Source organism: Enterobacter sp. PI-10 (assembly GCF_027947695.1).
In the GTDB taxonomy this organism is placed as follows: Bacteria; Pseudomonadota; Gammaproteobacteria; order Enterobacterales; family Enterobacteriaceae; genus Enterobacter; species Enterobacter vonholyi.
In genome coordinates, this window is record NZ_JAJNOG010000013.1 from 18,275 (window position 1) to 33,830 (window position 15,556).

Here is a 15,556-nt window from a genome sequence, read left to right on the forward strand (position 1 = left end):
AAATAAAGTCAACCTTTAGTTGGTTAATGCGACATCAACACGTCGTTGGTGGAGACAAAACCAACGTACCAGGCTTATTCCTGTGGAGTTATATATGAGCGATAAAATTATTCACCTGACTGACGACAGTTTTGACACGGACGTACTTAAGGCTGACGGGCTGATCCTCGTCGATTTCTGGGCTGAATGGTGTGGTCCTTGCAAAATGATCGCCCCGATTCTGGATGAGATCGCCGACGAATATCAGGGCAAACTGACCGTTGCCAAGCTGAACATCGACCAGAACCCGGGCACCGCACCAAAATACGGTATCCGTGGCATCCCAACCCTTCTGCTGTTCAAAAACGGCGAAGTGGCAGCGACCAAAGTGGGTGCGCTGTCCAAAGGTCAACTGAAAGAGTTCCTGGACGCTAACCTGGCGTAAGGTTTCTCCGCTGTGCGTTCAGAGCTCCCGGCTAAATGATGTGGAACTCTGGACGCCCGGCTGAAGTCGTGCTAAGTTAGCTATGACTTCGTTTTAAACATATCTTGTTGTTTGAATCTTGTTTTACCCGATACTTCCCGTTGTTGACATGAACAGTGCGTGAAGTGGCTAAATTCCGGGCTTGTCGCTCAATCCGTCTTGTCGTTTCAGTTCTGCGTTCTTTCCCTGTGACCAGACAGCGAACAGACATGAGTTGATGGCCGCTAAACAGGCATGGATGACCCTGCCATACCATTCACAACATTAAGTTCGAGAATCACCCCGAGTTTAAGAACCCACACCATTATGAATCTTACCGAATTAAAGAATACGCCGGTTTCTGAGCTGATCACTCTCGGCGAAAATATGGGGCTGGAAAACCAGGCTCGTATGCGCAAGCAGGACATCATTTTCGCCATCCTGAAGCAGCACGCTAAGAGTGGCGAAGATATCTTTGGCGACGGTGTGCTGGAGATATTGCAAGACGGATTTGGTTTCCTCCGCTCTGCAGACAGCTCCTACCTCGCCGGCCCTGACGACATCTACGTATCCCCCAGCCAAATCCGCCGTTTCAACCTCCGCACTGGTGACACCATTTCAGGTAAGATTCGTCCTCCTAAAGAGGGTGAACGCTACTTTGCGCTGTTGAAAGTCAATGAAGTTAACTTCGACAAACCGGAAAACTCGCGTAATAAGATCCTCTTTGAGAACTTAACGCCGCTGCACGCGAACTCTCGCCTGCGCATGGAGCGTGGTAACGGTTCTACTGAAGACTTAACCGCGCGTGTACTGGATCTGGCATCACCAATTGGTCGTGGCCAGCGTGGTCTGATTGTGGCACCGCCAAAAGCGGGTAAAACCATGCTGCTGCAGAACATCGCTCAGAGCATCGCCTATAACCACCCAGACTGCGTGCTGATGGTGCTGCTGATTGACGAACGTCCGGAAGAAGTGACCGAGATGCAGCGTCTGGTTAAAGGTGAAGTGGTTGCTTCTACCTTCGACGAACCGGCATCTCGCCATGTTCAGGTAGCCGAAATGGTTATCGAGAAGGCGAAACGCCTGGTTGAGCACAAGAAAGACGTGATCATCCTGCTCGACTCCATCACTCGTCTGGCGCGTGCCTACAACACCGTGGTGCCGGCGTCCGGTAAAGTCCTGACCGGTGGTGTGGATGCTAACGCCCTGCATCGCCCAAAACGTTTCTTCGGTGCAGCACGTAACGTGGAAGAGGGCGGCAGCCTGACCATCATTGCGACGGCGCTGATCGATACCGGTTCTAAAATGGACGAAGTGATTTACGAAGAATTTAAAGGTACAGGCAACATGGAACTGCATCTTTCTCGTAAAATCGCTGAAAAACGCGTCTTCCCGGCTATCGACTACAACCGTTCCGGTACTCGTAAAGAAGAGCTGCTCACCACCCAGGAAGAGCTGCAGAAAATGTGGATCCTGCGTAAAATCATCCATCCAATGGGTGAAATCGACGCAATGGAGTTCCTCATTAACAAACTGGCGATGACCAAAACCAACGACGATTTCTTTGACATGATGAAACGCTCGTAACGCAAATAAAGCCAGCAAACGCCACGTTTTTACGTGGCGTTTTTCTTTTATGGACTATACGCTAGTACCATCTACTCCCAATTTTGACCGGTCGGTGCGACAATAGGGCCGTTTCTGCAGCCAAAGAAATAATTGATTGAAAAATATACAAAGGGAGTTGTAAGAAGCCATCTTTATTACTTCTGAGGCTGTGGCTTCATGGTTATACTTCCGGGACTAACATTTGTTGAGAGCAATCCATTGTGAATCTATTCACCGCCGTTACTGAACTGATCAGTATTTTTTTATTCACAACCTGTTTTTTGTTCATTGCGCGCAAGGTGGCAAAACGAATAGGGTTGGTGGATAAGCCTAATTTTCGTAAACGCCATCAGGGACTTATTCCTTTAGTCGGCGGGATTTCTGTTTACGCAGGGATTTGCTTCACGTTTGGTATTGCTGACTATTATATCCCGCATGCCGCCCTCTATATTGCCTGCGCCGGTGTCCTGGTGTTAGTCGGGGCTCTTGATGACCGCTTCGATATCGCGGTGAAAATACGCGCCACCGTTCAGGCGGCCATTGGCGTGGTGATGATGGTTGTCGGCGGACTGTATCTGCGTAGCCTCGGCTATGTGTTTGGCCCGTGGGAGTTAGTTCTGGGTCCATTTGGCTTCTTCCTGACGCTCTTTGCCGTCTGGGCGGCAATCAATGCTTTCAACATGGTGGACGGCATTGACGGCCTGCTCGGTGGACTGTCATCCGTTTCTTTCGCCGCTATTGGCATTATCTTATGGTTTGATGGCCAGTACAGTCTGGCAATGTGGTGTTTTGCCATGATTGCCGCCATTCTGCCTTATATCCTCTTAAACCTCGGCGTGCTGGGCCGTCGCTATAAAGTCTTTATGGGGGACGCGGGCAGTACGCTGATTGGTTTTACGGTTATCTGGATCCTGCTTGAAACCACGCAGGGTCAAACCCACCCGATAAGTCCGGTAACCGCGCTTTGGATTATTGCCATTCCATTGATGGATATGGTGGCGATTATGTATCGCCGCCTGCGCAAAGGGATGAGTCCTTTCTCTCCAGACCGCCAACACATTCATCATCTCATCATGCGTGCGGGTTTTACTTCTCGTCAGGCGTTTGTGCTGATTACTCTGGCCGCTGCTCTTTTGGCCGCAATTGGCGTAGCTGCAGAATATTCTCATATCATTCCTGAGTGGGTTATGTTGGCATTATTCTTGCTAGCATTTTTCCTGTACGGCTACTGCATCAAGCGCGCATGGAAAGTAGCGCGGTTCATAAAACGTATTAAACGCCGGATGCGTCGTAACAGTGGCAAAAACACAACATTAACTAAGTAAAACCGGGACTATGATGACTCAACCGTTGGCGGGAGCGAAATCAGTGGTAACTGAGAATGAACTGGATATTCGGGGTTTGTTTCGCGTGTTATGGGCAGGCAAACTTTGGATTGCGGGGATCGCGCTGGGTTTTGCACTGTTAGCGCTGGCCTATACGTTCTTTGCAAAACAAGAATGGAGCTCCACGGCAATCACGGACAAACCAACGGTTAACATGCTTGGGGGATACTATTCCCAGCAGCAATTCCTGCGAAACCTGGATATCAAAGCCAACCTCGCCACGCCAGATCAGGTCTCCGTTATGGATGAGGCTTATAAAGAGTTTGTGATGCAACTGGCTTCGTGGGATACGCGCCGCGACTTCTGGTCTCAGACGGATTATTACAAGCAGCGTCGGGTTGATAACACTAAAGCCGATGCCGCTCTGCTGGACGATCTGATTAACAATATTCAGTTTATGCCGGGCGACGCGCTGCGTAACGTGAACGACAGCGTCAAACTGATTGCAGAAACTGCGCCGGATGCTAACAACCTGTTGCGTCAGTATGTCGCGTTTGCCAGCCAGCGTGCCGCAAGCCATCTTAACGAAGAGCTTAAAGGCGCCTGGGCGGCTCGTACAATCCAGATGAAAGCACAGGTGAAACGTCAGGAAGAGGTGGCTAAAGCCATTTTCGCTCGTCGTGTTCATAATATTGAGCAGGCGCTGAAAATTGCGGAACAGCACAATATTTCCCGCACTGAGACGGACGTGCCGGCTGATGAGCTGCCTGATTCAGAGATGTTCCTCCTTGGCCGCCCCATGCTGCAGGCGCGCCTGGAAAACCTCCAGGCCGTCGGTCCTGATTTTGACCTCGATTACGATCAAAATCGCGCGATGCTCAACACGCTTAATGTAGGTCCTTCTCTGGACCCGCGTTTTCAGACCTATCGTTATTTGCGAACGCCTGAAGAACCTGTAAAACGCGATAGTCCGCGTCGTGCATTCCTGATGATTATGTGGGGGATTGTAGGCGCACTGACGGGCGCTGGCGTGGCGTTAACGCGTCGTCGCAAAAACTAAGAACGCCGTCTACGATGAAGGCTGCGGCCTTCATCGCCTAATCGAAGAGAATCGATGTGAAAGTACTAACCGTATTTGGCACCAGGCCGGAGGCCATTAAGATGGCACCTCTGGTTCATGCGCTGGCCAGCGATCCGGATATTGAAGCAAAAGTCTGCGTCACGGCCCAGCACCGTGAGATGCTCGACCAGGTCTTAACGCTCTTTTCCATCGTCCCGGATTACGACCTCAATATTATGAAACCGGGGCAAGGTTTAACGGAGATAACCTGTCGCATTCTGCAAGAGCTTAAGCCGATCCTGGAGTCATTCAAGCCTGACGTGGTGCTGGTACACGGTGACACCACCACTACCGTGGCGACAAGCCTGGCCGCGTTTTACCAGCGAATTCCTGTGGGGCATGTTGAGGCGGGTTTGCGTACCGGCAATCTTTATTCGCCGTGGCCGGAGGAGGCCAACCGCACGTTAACGGGCCATCTGGCGATGTACCACTTTGCGCCAACGGAAAATTCTCGTCAGAACCTGCTGCGTGAAAATATCGCCGATAACAAAATTTTTGTGACCGGCAATACGGTCATTGATGCGTTAATTTGGGTGCGTGACCGCGTTCTGGCAAATAGCGATCTTCAGGAAGACCTCGCTGCCCGCTATCCATTCCTGCACAACGGCAAAAAAACCATCCTGGTCACCGGCCACCGTCGCGAAAGCTTTGGCCGGGGTTTTGAGCAAATCTGTCACGCGCTGGCTGAAATCGCTGCGCAAAATGACGATGTGCAAATTGTCTATCCGGTCCATCTCAATCCTAACGTCAGCGAGCCGGTTAATCGCATTCTGGGCCATGTCGACAATGTTCTACTGATTGAACCGCAGGACTACATGCCGTTTGTCTGGCTAATGAATCACGCCTGGCTGATCCTCACCGATTCCGGCGGCATTCAGGAAGAAGCGCCCTCTCTCGGCAAGCCGGTACTGGTGATGCGTGAAACGACCGAACGTCCGGAAGCCGTCAAAGCCGGTACGGTGCGTCTGGTCGGCACCAACGCGCAGCTCATCGTCGAAGAGGTCACGCGCCTGCTGCATGACGATGAAGCGTATCAGGCGATGAGCCGGGCCCATAATCCGTATGGAGACGGGCAGGCTTGTGGCCGTATTTTGCATGCACTTAAACACAATCGGGTATCGCTATGAGTTTTACTACCATCTCTGTCATTGGTCTTGGCTACATCGGCTTGCCTACTGCGGCCGCGTTTGCCTCTCGTCAAAAACAGGTTGTCGGTGTGGATATTAACGCCCGCGCGGTAGAAACCATTAACCGTGGCGAAATTCATATTGTGGAACCCGATCTGGATCGTGTGGTGAAAGAGGCGGTGGAAGGAGGCTTCCTGCATGCCAGCACGACGCCCGTTGAAGCGGATGCCTATCTAATTGCAGTCCCAACCCCCTTTAAAGGCGACCACGAGCCCGACATGGCGTTCGTCGAGGCGGCGGCAAAATCAATCGCGCCTGTGCTGAAAAAAGGGGCGTTGGTAATCCTCGAGTCCACGTCTCCGGTGGGGGCGACTGAACAGATGTCGCAGTGGCTGGCAGAGGCCCGTCCAGACCTGAGATTCCCACAGCAGGTTGGCGAGCAGGCGGATATCAACATCGCCTACTGCCCGGAGCGCGTACTCCCGGGCCAGGTCATGGTCGAACTGATTAAAAACGACCGCGTCATTGGCGGTATGACGCCAGTCTGTTCCGAACGTGCCAGCGCGCTGTATAAGATTTTCCTGGAAGGCGAGTGCGTGGTGACAAACTCCCGCACCGCCGAGATGTGCAAGCTGACGGAAAACAGCTTCCGTGACGTGAATATTGCCTTTGCGAACGAACTTTCACTCATCTGCGCCGATCAGGGAATTAACGTCTGGGAGCTGATTAGCCTGGCTAATCGCCATCCGCGTGTGAATATTCTCCAGCCAGGCCCGGGGGTGGGCGGACACTGTATTGCCGTCGACCCGTGGTTTATCGTGGCGCAGAATCCAGCGCAGGCGCGCCTGATTCGCACCGCGCGTGAAGTGAACGACAGCAAACCTCACTGGGTGCTCAATCAGGTCAAAACCACGGTAGCGGATTGTCTGGCAGAGAGCGGCAAGCGCGCCAGCGAGCTGAAAATTGCCTGTTTCGGTCTGGCATTCAAACCCAACATTGACGATCTGCGTGAAAGCCCGGCGATGGAAATTGCTGAGATGATTGCCGGATGGCACAAGGGGGAAACGCTGGTGGTTGAGCCGAATATCCATGAATTGCCGACAAAACTGGCGGGGCACTGCACGCTGACGGCGCTGGATGAAGCGCTCGCGACGGCGGACGTGCTGGTGCTGCTGGTGGATCACAAAGAATTTAAAGCGACATCCGCTAATGCGGTGCGTCAGCAGTATGTAGTTGATACCAAAGGTGTCTGGCGTTGAGCAGCCTGAACGGGGTACTCGAGCCCCTGCAGTGGGAGAGTACCTTTTTCAGTCTGCCGTCGGCCATCGTGCGTCTGAGCAATGACGCGCCGGTACTGACTGAACCGGATTTTACCGCCTGGCAACGGGTGCAGGCTAAGATCTCGGCGGAGCGAGCCGATCTGCTTGACGCGCTCCAGCAACACGGCTTTCAGCTGGTTGAAGGTGAGGTAGACTTTTCCATAACCCTCACCCGGCACGATGTGCCCGGTGCGGAAATGGCAACGGAACAGGACATCCCCGTCCTGCGTCAGATGGCGGCCCAGGCGTTTGCGCAGAGCCGCTTTCGTGCGCCCTGGTATGCACCTGACGATAGCGGGCGTTTCTATGCCCAGTGGGTAGAGAATGCGGTTAAAGGCACCTTTGACCACGTCTGCCTGGTTTTCCGTGCAGGGGACGGTCAAATCCAGGGGTTCGTCTCACTGCGTAAGCTCAACGAGCGCGAGGCGCGTATTGGCTTATTAGCCGGGCGCGGCATGGGTGAAAAACTCATGCAGGCGGCGCTGCACTGGGCGCAACAGCAACAGCTTGTGACGCTGCGGGTGGCGACCCAGGTGGGCAACACCGCGGCGCTTAAACGTTATATTGCGAGTGGTGCCAACATCGACGCCACCGCCTACTGGTTATACAGGTGACAAGATGATTCCATTTAACGCACCACCCGTTGTCGGAACTGAACTCGACTATATGCAGTCTGCTATGGGCAGCGGCAAACTCTGCGGTGACGGCGGTTTCACCCGGCGCTGTCAGCAGTGGATGGAACAGCGTTTTCGCAGCGCCAAAGTGCTGCTGACCCCGTCCTGTACGGCATCGCTGGAAATGGCGGCACTGTTGCTGGATATCCAGCCCGGTGATGAAGTGATTATGCCGAGCTATACCTTCGTTTCCACGGCGAATGCTTTTGTCCTGCGCGGGGCGAAAATTGTTTTTGTGGATATCCGCCCGGATACCATGAACATTGATGAGAGGCTGATTGAAGCGGCGATCACTGACAAAACGCGCGCGATCGTGCCGGTTCACTACGCGGGCGTGGCCTGTGAAATGGACACCATCATGGCGATCGCCAAAAAACATAACCTGTTTGTGGTGGAAGATGCCGCGCAGGGCGTGATGTCCACCTACAAGGGACGCGCGCTGGGCACGATCGGCCACATCGGCTGCTTTAGCTTCCACGAAACCAAAAACTACACGGCGGGTGGAGAAGGTGGTGCGACGCTGATTAACGACCGGGCTCTCGTGGAGCGTGCAGAAGTGATCCGCGAAAAAGGCACTAACCGCAGCCAGTTCTTCCGGGGTCAGGTAGACAAATACACCTGGCGCGATATCGGCTCCAGCTATTTGATGGCGGATCTGCAGGCTGCGTACCTGTGGGCGCAGCTGGAAGCGGCGGAGCGTATCAACCTTCAGCGTCTTTCCTTGTGGCAAACCTATTACGATGCGCTTGAGCCTCTGGCAAAAGCCGGGCGTATTGAACTGCCAACCATCCCGGCAGATTGCGTCCATAACGCGCATATGTTCTACATCAAGCTGCGCGATAACGACGACCGCAGCGAGCTCATCGCCTGGCTGAAAGAGGCCGAAATTATGGCGGTGTTCCACTATATCCCGCTGCACTCCAGTCCGGCCGGCGAAGCGTTTGGCACGTTTGCGGGTGAAGACCGCTACACCACTAAAGAAAGTGAGCGTTTGCTTCGCCTGCCACTGTTCTACAACCTCGCGCCCGTTAACCAGCGTACGGTGATTAATACCCTTCTGAGTTATTTCGGCTGATATGTCTCTGGCAAAAGCATCGGTGTGGACCGCCGCGTCCACGCTTGTAAAAATTGGCGCCGGGCTGTTGGTCGTCAAGCTGCTGGCCGTTTCATTTGGCCCCTCTGGTGTGGGGCTGGCGGGTAATTTCCGTCAGCTTATCACCGTCCTTGGTGTGCTGGCCGGGGCCGGTATCTTCAACGGCGTGACCAAATACGTTGCGCAGTATCACGATGATGCGGCTCAGCTGCGCAGAGTGGTGGGCACCTCTTCGGCTATGGTCACGGGTTTTTCAACCCTGATGGCGATTGTCTTTCTGCTGGCGGCGGCACCCATCAGCCAGGGATTGTTCGGGCACACCCATTATCAGGGGCTGGTGCGTCTGGTCGCATTGGTTCAGATGGGGATTGCCTGGGCTAACCTGCTGCTGGCGCTGATGAAAGGGTTTCGTGATGCTGCCGGAAACGCGCTTGCGTTAATCCTGGGCAGCGTCATCGGCGTGATTGCCTATTACTTTTGCTATCGCCTGGGCGGCTATGAAGGCGCACTGCTGGGGCTTGCGCTGGTCCCGGCGCTGGTGGTTGTGCCTGCGGCATTTATGCTGATGCGCCGGGGCGTCATCCCTCTTAGCTACCTGAAACCGCAATGGGACAAGGTCCTTGCCAGCCAGCTGGGTAAATTTACCCTGATGGCGCTCATTACCTCCGTCACGCTGCCGGTGGCCTACGTGATGATGCGAAACCTGCTGGCAGCGCATTATAGCTGGGATGAGGTCGGGATCTGGCAGGGCGTAAGCAGTATTTCCGACGCCTATCTCCAGTTTATTACGGCTTCCTTTAGCGTTTACCTGCTGCCAACCTTATCGCGACTGACGTCCAGACAGGAAATAACGCGCGAGATTTTCCGATCGCTGCGTTTTGTGTTACCGGCCGTCGCGGCTGCCAGCTTTACCGTCTGGCTACTGCGCGATGTCGCCATCTGGCTGCTGTTCTCGGCGAAATTCATCGCCATGCGCGATCTCTTTGCCTGGCAGCTGGTGGGGGATGTGCTGAAAGTGGGTGCATACGTTTTCGGCTACCTGGTGATTGCAAAAGCGTCCCTGCGGCTGTATATCCTGGCGGAAATTAGCCAGTTTGCGTTACTGACAGCATTTTCGCACTGGCTGATACCCATGCACGGCGCGCTGGGGGCGGCTCAGGCTTACATGGCAACCTATATCGTTTATTTCGCTGCCTGTTGCGGCGTATTTTTATTGTGGCGTAAACGCGCATGACTGCACTGATTCACATCCTGGGATCGGACATCCCACACCATAACCAGACCGTTTTGCGGTTTTTCAACGACGAGCTGGCATCGGGTAATCCAGATGCGCGTGAGTTTATGGTTGCAGGTCAGGATAAGGGCCTGAGCGAGGCGTTTCAGGCGCTGACGATTCGCTTTTGGCCGGATAAGGCCACGCTGGCGAAGGCGGTTGTCGCCAAAGCGAAAGCCGACCGCGAGCAACGATTCTTCTTCCACGGACAGTTTAATACCGGCCTGTGGCTGGCGCTTCTCAGCGGGGGAATTAAACCCTCCCAGTGCAGCTGGCATATCTGGGGAGCCGATCTCTACGAAGTCTCCCGAGGCTGGAAATTCCGTCTTTTCTATCCGTTGCGCCGCATGGCGCAGGGGCGCGTGGGCTGCGTTTTTGCTACCCGCGGCGATCTCAACTATTTTGCTAAACAGCACCCCAACGTGCGCGGCGAGTTGCTTTATTTCCCCACCCGCATGGATCCGGCGCTTAACGCCATGGCGAATGACACGGTGCGTGAAGGCAAACTAACGATCCTGGTGGGGAATTCCGGCGATCGTAGTAACGAACACGTCGCGGCGCTCAGGGCGGTGCATCAGCAGTTCGGCGACACGGTGAACGTGGTGGTGCCGATGGGTTATCCCGCCAATAACGACGCTTACATAGATGAGGTTCGCCGACAGGGGCTTGCGCTGTTTAGCGCAGAAAATCTGCACATTCTCAGCGATAAGCTGGAATTTGAGGAATATCTCGCGCTGCTGAGAAAATGCGATCTCGGCTATTTCATCTTTGCCCGACAGCAGGGGATTGGCACCCTATGTCTGCTGATTCAGGCGGGGGTACCGTGCGTGCTAAACCGCGAGAACCCGTTCTGGCAGGACATGGCAGAGCAGCATATTCCCGTGCTGTTTACCTCAGACACGCTGAACGTCGAGGTGGTACGGGAAGCCCAACGCCAGCTCACGCTGGTGGATAAAAATAGCATTGATTTTTTCAGCCCGAATTATCTCACGCCGTGGCACCGCGCGCTGCGTATCGCTTCAGGAGACAAAGTATGAGTCAGTTGCAATTCAGCGGCTTACTGATTGTCTGGCTTCTGAGCACCCTGTTTATCGCCACGCTTACCTGGTTTGAATTCCGCCGGGTGCGCTTCAACTTTAACGTGTTCTTCTCGTTACTGTTTCTGCTGACCTTCTTTTTCGGCTTCCCGCTAACCAGCATTCTGGTATTCCGTTTTGACGTGAGCGTCGCACCGCCGGAAATCTTGCTCCAGGCGCTTCTGGCGGCAACCTGCTTCTATGCCGTCTACTACGTCACCTATAAAACGCGTCTGCGTTCAGCGCAGGCTGCTGCCCCGCGTCGGGCGCTCTTTACCATGAATCGGGTGGAGACCCACCTGACGTGGGTGATGCTGATGACCATCGCCCTGGTCAGCGTCGGCATCTTCTTCATGCATAACGGCTTCCTGCTGTTTAAGCTCCACTCCTACAGCCAGATTTTTTCGGCCGAGGTTTCGGGCGTGGCGCTTAAGCGTTTCTTCTACTTCTTCATCCCGGCGATGCTGGTGATCTTCTTCCTGCGCCAGGACAGCAAAGCGTGGCTGTTCTTCCTGGTTAGCACCGTCGCGTTTGGCATCCTGACCTACATGATCGTGGGCGGCACGCGCGCGAACATCATCATCGCCTTCGCGATCTTCCTGTTTATCGGCATCATCCGCGGCTGGATCTCATTGTGGATGCTGGTTGCGGCAGGCGCGTTTGGCATTGTGGGTATGTTCTGGCTGGCGCTAAAGCGCTATGGAATGAACGTGGCGGGAGATGAGGCGTTTTACACGTTCCTTTACCTGACTCGCGATACCTTCTCGCCGTGGGAAAACCTGGCATTGCTGCTGCAAAACTACGACAAGATTGATTTCCAGGGGCTGGCGCCGATTGTTCGCGACTTCTACGTATTTATCCCTTCCTGGCTATGGCCGGACCGGCCTGGCGTGGTGCTTAACACGGCAAATTACTTTACCTGGGAAGTGCTGAACAACCATTCTGGTCTGGCAATCTCGCCAACGCTGATTGGTTCCCTGGTGGTGATGGGAGGAGCGTGGTTCATTCTCCCCGGGGCGGTTGCCGTGGGGCTGATTATCAAGTGGTTCGACTGGCTTTACGTGCGTGGCAACGAAGAGACCAACCGCTATAAGGCCGCCATTTTGCACAGTTTCTGCTTTGGTGCCATTTTCAATATGATCGTTCTGGCGCGCGAAGGGCTGGACTCGTTCGTTTCGCGCGTGGTGTTCTTCATGGTTGTTTTCGGCCTCTGCCTGTTACTGGCCAAACTGCTGTACTGGCTGTTTGACAGCGCAGGGCTTGTGCACAGGCGCGAGCGGCAGGGCAGCACAACGCTGTCGCAAGTCTGAGTAAGGATAGTAATGACTGATAAAATTTCTGCACCGCGCTATGCGCTACGTGGCCTGCAGCTTATTGGCTGGCGCGACATGCAGCACGCGCTGGACTTTCTTTTCGCCGACGGCCAGATGAAATCCGGTACGCTGGTGGCGATCAACGCGGAAAAAATGCTGGCGGTTGAGGATAACGCGGAAGTCAAAAGCCTGATTGAAGCGGCGGAATTTAAATACGCGGACGGGATCAGCGTGGTCCGCTCTATCCGTAAAAAGTATCCTGACGCTAATGTATCTCGCGTGGCGGGGGCCGATCTCTGGGAGCAGCTTATGGCCCGCGCAGGTGAACAGGGCACGCCCGTGTTCCTGATTGGCGGGAAGCCGGAGATACTGGCCCAGACGGAGGAGAAACTGCGTCGTCAATGGAATGTTAATATTGTCGGCAGCCAGGATGGTTACTTCAAACCGGAAGATCGGCAGGCTCTGTTTGAGCGCGTTCGTGATAGCGGGGCGAAGATTGTCACCGTGGCGATGGGCTCCCCGCGCCAGGAGATCCTGATGCGCGACTGCCGTCTGGTCTGTCCGGATGCCCTCTACATGGGCGTCGGCGGTACGTACGACGTCTTTACCGGCCACGTTAAGCGTGCGCCCAAGGTATGGCAAAATCTGGGGCTGGAGTGGCTGTACCGTCTGCTATCGCAACCGACGCGCATTAAACGACAGATCCGTCTGCTTCGCTACCTCGCCTGGCATTACACCGGGAAAATGTAATCAAAATGTAGCGCGATATGCTATTCGCGCTGCAACTCGCCTGCAAAACTGCTGATAATCTGTGCAATGCATTCATTTTTTTAATGCATCGTTTGCCATTTGGCAGATTTTAAGAAACCATTCGCTCCGTATTTTAGTACCCCTAAAAAACAATACCCGGTATTAAGCCGGGAAACAGCAAACACAATCGAGGATCTATGGCAGAGAAAAAACCGGAGCTACAGCGTGGGCTGGAAGCTCGTCATATTGAACTGATAGCGCTGGGCGGCACTATCGGCGTGGGCCTGTTTATGGGCTCCGCAAGCACGCTCAAATGGGCAGGCCCTTCCGTATTACTGGCGTACATTATTGCCGGGCTGTTTGTTTTCTTCATCATGCGTTCCATGGGCGAAATGCTTTTCCTGGAGCCGGTAACCGGCTCCTTCGCCGTTTACGCGCATCGTTATATGAGCCCGTTCTTCGGCTACCTGACGGCCTGGTCATACTGGTTTATGTGGATGGCGGTGGGGATCTCAGAGATCACCGCGATAGGGGTCTACGTCCAGTTCTGGTTCCCGGATATGGCTCAGTGGATACCCGCGCTCATTGCCGTGGGGCTGGTGGCGCTGGCAAATCTGGCCGCCGTGCGTCTTTACGGTGAGATCGAGTTCTGGTTTGCGATGATCAAAGTCACCACCATCATCGTGATGATTGTCGTCGGCCTGGGCGTGATTTTCTTCGGCTTTGGCAACGGTGGACATGCTATCGGCTTTGGCAATCTGACCGAAAACGGCGGCTTCTTTGCCGGCGGCTGGAAGGGCTTCCTGACGGCGCTGTGTATCGTTGTGGCCTCGTATCAGGGCGTGGAGCTGATCGGTATTACCGCCGGCGAAGCGAAAAACCCGCAGGTCACGCTGCGTAGCGCGGTGGGCAAAGTGCTGTGGCGTATCCTGATTTTCTATGTGGGCGCGATCTTCGTTATCGTGACCATCTTCCCGTGGAACGAAATTGGCACGACGGGTAGCCCGTTTGTTTTAACCTTTGCCAAAATTGGCATCACGGCAGCGGCGGGTATCATCAACTTTGTGGTCCTGACGGCAGCGTTGTCAGGCTGTAACAGTGGGATGTACAGCTGTGGGCGTATGCTCTATGCGCTTTCGAAGAATAACCAGCTGCCTGCGGTGATGAGTAAAGTTTCACGTGCCGGCGTGCCGGTGGCGGGTGTGGCGGTTTCCATTGCAATACTGCTGATTGGCTCTTGCCTGAATTACATTATTCCCAACCCGCAGCGCGTGTTCGTTTACGTCTACAGCGCCAGCGTGCTGCCGGGCATGGTGCCGTGGTTTGTTATCCTCATCAGCCAGCTGCGTTTCCGTCATGCGCATAAAAAAGCGATTGAAAGCCATCCGTTCCGCTCAATTCTGTTCCCGTATGCGAACTATTTGACGATGGCGTTCCTGATTTGCGTATTAATCGGGATGTACTTTAATGAAGATACCCGCATGTCGCTGTTTGTCGGGGTGATCTTCCTGGCGGCTGTGACGGCCGCATATAAGCTTTTTGGCCTGGGTCGCCGTGCCACCACGCAGAAAGTGGAGGAATAAGCGGCAAAATGTGCAAACCATAACCAAACGCGCATTTTTTTCAAAAAAGCACTAGACAGCGTGGACGGAGGTACGTAATATCCAGCCCCGCAACGGCGCTAAGCGCCCGTAGCTCAGCTGGATAGAGCGCTGCCCTCCGGAGGCAGAGGTCTCAGGTTCGAATCCTGTCGGGCGCGCCATTTTAGTCCCGGCGCTAGAGCTGCGGTGGTCTGAGAAGTAGTCAGTACCGCGTGAAAGAATACAGTGGTGGCTATAGCTCAGTTGGTAGAGCCCTGGATTGTGATTCCAGTTGTCGTGGGTTCGAATCCCATTAGCCACCCCATTATTTGAAAGAGTTGTGAATTGCGAAGGTGGCGGAATTGGTAGACGCGCTAGCTTCAGGTGTTAGTGTCCTTTGGATGTGGGGGTTCGAGTCCCCCCCCTCGCACCACGACTTTTTAAATGAATTGAACTAAAAATTCAAAAAGCAGTACATCGGCGAGTAGCGCAGCTTGGTAGCGCAACTGGTTTGGGACCAGTGGGTCGGAGGTTCGAATCCTCTCTCGCCGACCAATTTTGAACCCCGCTTCGGCGGGGTTTTTTGTTTTCTGAGATTCTTCATCCCTGTAGTCATTCCCCAACAATGTCCTTTTCGTTGTCGCAATCCAGCGACATGCAACTCATTGAAAGTTAGATAAAAAACCATTTATGGGTTTTGCTGTCTCCTCCTGGCGACATATGCCCGCCTTTTCCCGATACGTTTTAGAGCTTAAAACGGCGCTTAGCAGCATAATTTCCTTTTATCTTAAAATGTTGCGTTATGTAAAAGTTCTGGCTGTCATGTTGGCACGTTACGTGCAATAATATGCGTGTA

13 protein-coding genes and 4 tRNA genes are annotated in these 15,556 nt (G+C 54.0%); all 17 read left to right on the forward strand.

Annotated elements, in window-relative coordinates; genetic code table 11:
• Positions 1-94 precede the first annotated feature (94 nt).
• The 17 genes from trxA (at position 95) to LRM19_RS20175 (ending at position 15,255) form a co-directional block, all read left to right on the forward strand.
• Positions 95-424: a thioredoxin TrxA gene (gene trxA / locus LRM19_RS20095; RefSeq protein ID WP_006179218.1), complete on the forward strand. Its 330-nt coding sequence runs from the start codon at positions 95-97 to the stop codon at positions 422-424.
• 345 nt (positions 425-769) lie between these two features.
• Complete coding sequence (rho, locus tag LRM19_RS20100) at positions 770-2,029, forward strand: transcription termination factor Rho (protein ID WP_008501566.1); 1,260 nt, start codon at positions 770-772, stop codon at positions 2,027-2,029.
• Positions 2,030-2,271: 242 nt separating this feature from the next.
• Entirely contained in the window at positions 2,272-3,375 is a 1,104-nt protein-coding gene (wecA, locus tag LRM19_RS20105; protein ID WP_115877004.1) for a UDP-N-acetylglucosamine--undecaprenyl-phosphate N-acetylglucosaminephosphotransferase, read from the forward strand.
• Between the two features lie 13 nt (positions 3,376-3,388).
• Complete coding sequence (wzzE, locus tag LRM19_RS20110) at positions 3,389-4,435, forward strand: ECA polysaccharide chain length modulation protein (RefSeq protein ID WP_111963515.1); 1,047 nt, start codon at positions 3,389-3,391, stop codon at positions 4,433-4,435.
• Positions 4,436-4,491: 56 nt separating this feature from the next.
• A complete protein-coding gene (gene wecB, locus LRM19_RS20115) occupies positions 4,492-5,622 on the forward strand; it encodes a non-hydrolyzing UDP-N-acetylglucosamine 2-epimerase (protein WP_136196072.1) in 1,131 nt (376 codons plus the stop codon).
• Positions 5,619-6,881 carry a UDP-N-acetyl-D-mannosamine dehydrogenase gene (gene wecC / locus LRM19_RS20120; protein ID WP_271369688.1) on the forward strand — a complete coding sequence of 421 codons (1,263 nt, stop codon included), beginning with the start codon at positions 5,619-5,621 and terminating at the stop codon, positions 6,879-6,881. Before wecB ends, wecC begins: the two co-directional genes overlap by 4 nt.
• Positions 6,878-7,555: a dTDP-4-amino-4,6-dideoxy-D-galactose acyltransferase gene (rffC, locus tag LRM19_RS20125; RefSeq protein ID WP_271369689.1), complete on the forward strand. Its 678-nt coding sequence runs from the start codon at positions 6,878-6,880 to the stop codon at positions 7,553-7,555. Before wecC ends, rffC begins: the two co-directional genes overlap by 4 nt.
• A 4-nt stretch (positions 7,556-7,559) precedes the next feature.
• Positions 7,560-8,690: a dTDP-4-amino-4,6-dideoxygalactose transaminase gene (gene rffA / locus LRM19_RS20130; protein WP_271369690.1), complete on the forward strand. Its 1,131-nt coding sequence runs from the start codon at positions 7,560-7,562 to the stop codon at positions 8,688-8,690.
• A gap of 1 nt (position 8,691) precedes the next feature.
• A complete protein-coding gene (gene wzxE / locus LRM19_RS20135; protein ID WP_111963520.1) occupies positions 8,692-9,942 on the forward strand; it encodes a lipid III flippase WzxE in 1,251 nt (416 codons plus the stop codon).
• Positions 9,939-11,018 (forward strand): TDP-N-acetylfucosamine:lipid II N-acetylfucosaminyltransferase, encoded by a 1,080-nt coding sequence (locus tag LRM19_RS20140; protein ID WP_271369691.1) that lies wholly within the window; start codon positions 9,939-9,941, stop codon positions 11,016-11,018. Before wzxE ends, LRM19_RS20140 begins: the two co-directional genes overlap by 4 nt.
• The gene (gene wzyE, locus LRM19_RS20145) at positions 11,015-12,367 is read left to right on the forward strand and encodes an ECA oligosaccharide polymerase (RefSeq protein WP_115877010.1); all 1,353 of its coding nucleotides are present in this window, start codon (positions 11,015-11,017) and stop codon (positions 12,365-12,367) included. Before LRM19_RS20140 ends, wzyE begins: the two co-directional genes overlap by 4 nt.
• 12 nt (positions 12,368-12,379) lie before the next feature.
• Positions 12,380-13,120, forward strand: a complete 741-nt coding sequence (gene wecG, locus LRM19_RS20150; protein WP_115877011.1) for a lipopolysaccharide N-acetylmannosaminouronosyltransferase — start codon at positions 12,380-12,382, stop codon at positions 13,118-13,120.
• A gap of 197 nt (positions 13,121-13,317) precedes the next feature.
• Positions 13,318-14,703 (forward strand): bifunctional threonine/serine APC transporter ThrP, encoded by a 1,386-nt coding sequence (gene thrP / locus LRM19_RS20155; protein WP_127732596.1) that lies wholly within the window; start codon positions 13,318-13,320, stop codon positions 14,701-14,703.
• Positions 14,704-14,805: 102 nt separating this feature from the next.
• A tRNA-Arg gene (locus tag LRM19_RS20160) sits at positions 14,806-14,882 on the forward strand.
• 67 nt (positions 14,883-14,949) lie between these two features.
• Positions 14,950-15,025, forward strand: a tRNA-His gene (locus tag LRM19_RS20165).
• Between the two features lie 22 nt (positions 15,026-15,047).
• A tRNA-Leu gene (locus LRM19_RS20170) sits at positions 15,048-15,133 on the forward strand.
• Between the two features lie 45 nt (positions 15,134-15,178).
• Positions 15,179-15,255: transfer RNA gene (locus LRM19_RS20175), tRNA-Pro, on the forward strand.
• Positions 15,256-15,556: the final 301 nt, after the last annotated feature.

What these genes read in the sequence shown, in the direction of transcription:
- trxA (WP_006179218.1), top strand. Translation starts at nt 95, where the DNA reads ATGAGCGATAAAATTATTCACCTGACTGACGACAGTTTTGACACGGAC.
- rffA (WP_271369690.1), top strand. Translation starts at nt 7,560, where the DNA reads ATGATTCCATTTAACGCACCACCCGTTGTCGGAACTGAACTCGACTAT.
- wzyE (WP_115877010.1), top strand. Translation starts at nt 11,015, where the DNA reads ATGAGTCAGTTGCAATTCAGCGGCTTACTGATTGTCTGGCTTCTGAGC.
- thrP (WP_127732596.1), top strand. Translation starts at nt 13,318, where the DNA reads ATGGCAGAGAAAAAACCGGAGCTACAGCGTGGGCTGGAAGCTCGTCAT.
- rho (WP_008501566.1), top strand. Translation starts at nt 770, where the DNA reads ATGAATCTTACCGAATTAAAGAATACGCCGGTTTCTGAGCTGATCACT.
- wecC (WP_271369688.1), top strand. Translation starts at nt 5,619, where the DNA reads ATGAGTTTTACTACCATCTCTGTCATTGGTCTTGGCTACATCGGCTTG.
- wecG (WP_115877011.1), top strand. Translation starts at nt 12,380, where the DNA reads ATGACTGATAAAATTTCTGCACCGCGCTATGCGCTACGTGGCCTGCAG.
- wzzE (WP_111963515.1), top strand. Translation starts at nt 3,389, where the DNA reads ATGACTCAACCGTTGGCGGGAGCGAAATCAGTGGTAACTGAGAATGAA.
- wzxE (WP_111963520.1), top strand. Translation starts at nt 8,692, where the DNA reads ATGTCTCTGGCAAAAGCATCGGTGTGGACCGCCGCGTCCACGCTTGTA.
- LRM19_RS20140 (WP_271369691.1), top strand. Translation starts at nt 9,939, where the DNA reads ATGACTGCACTGATTCACATCCTGGGATCGGACATCCCACACCATAAC.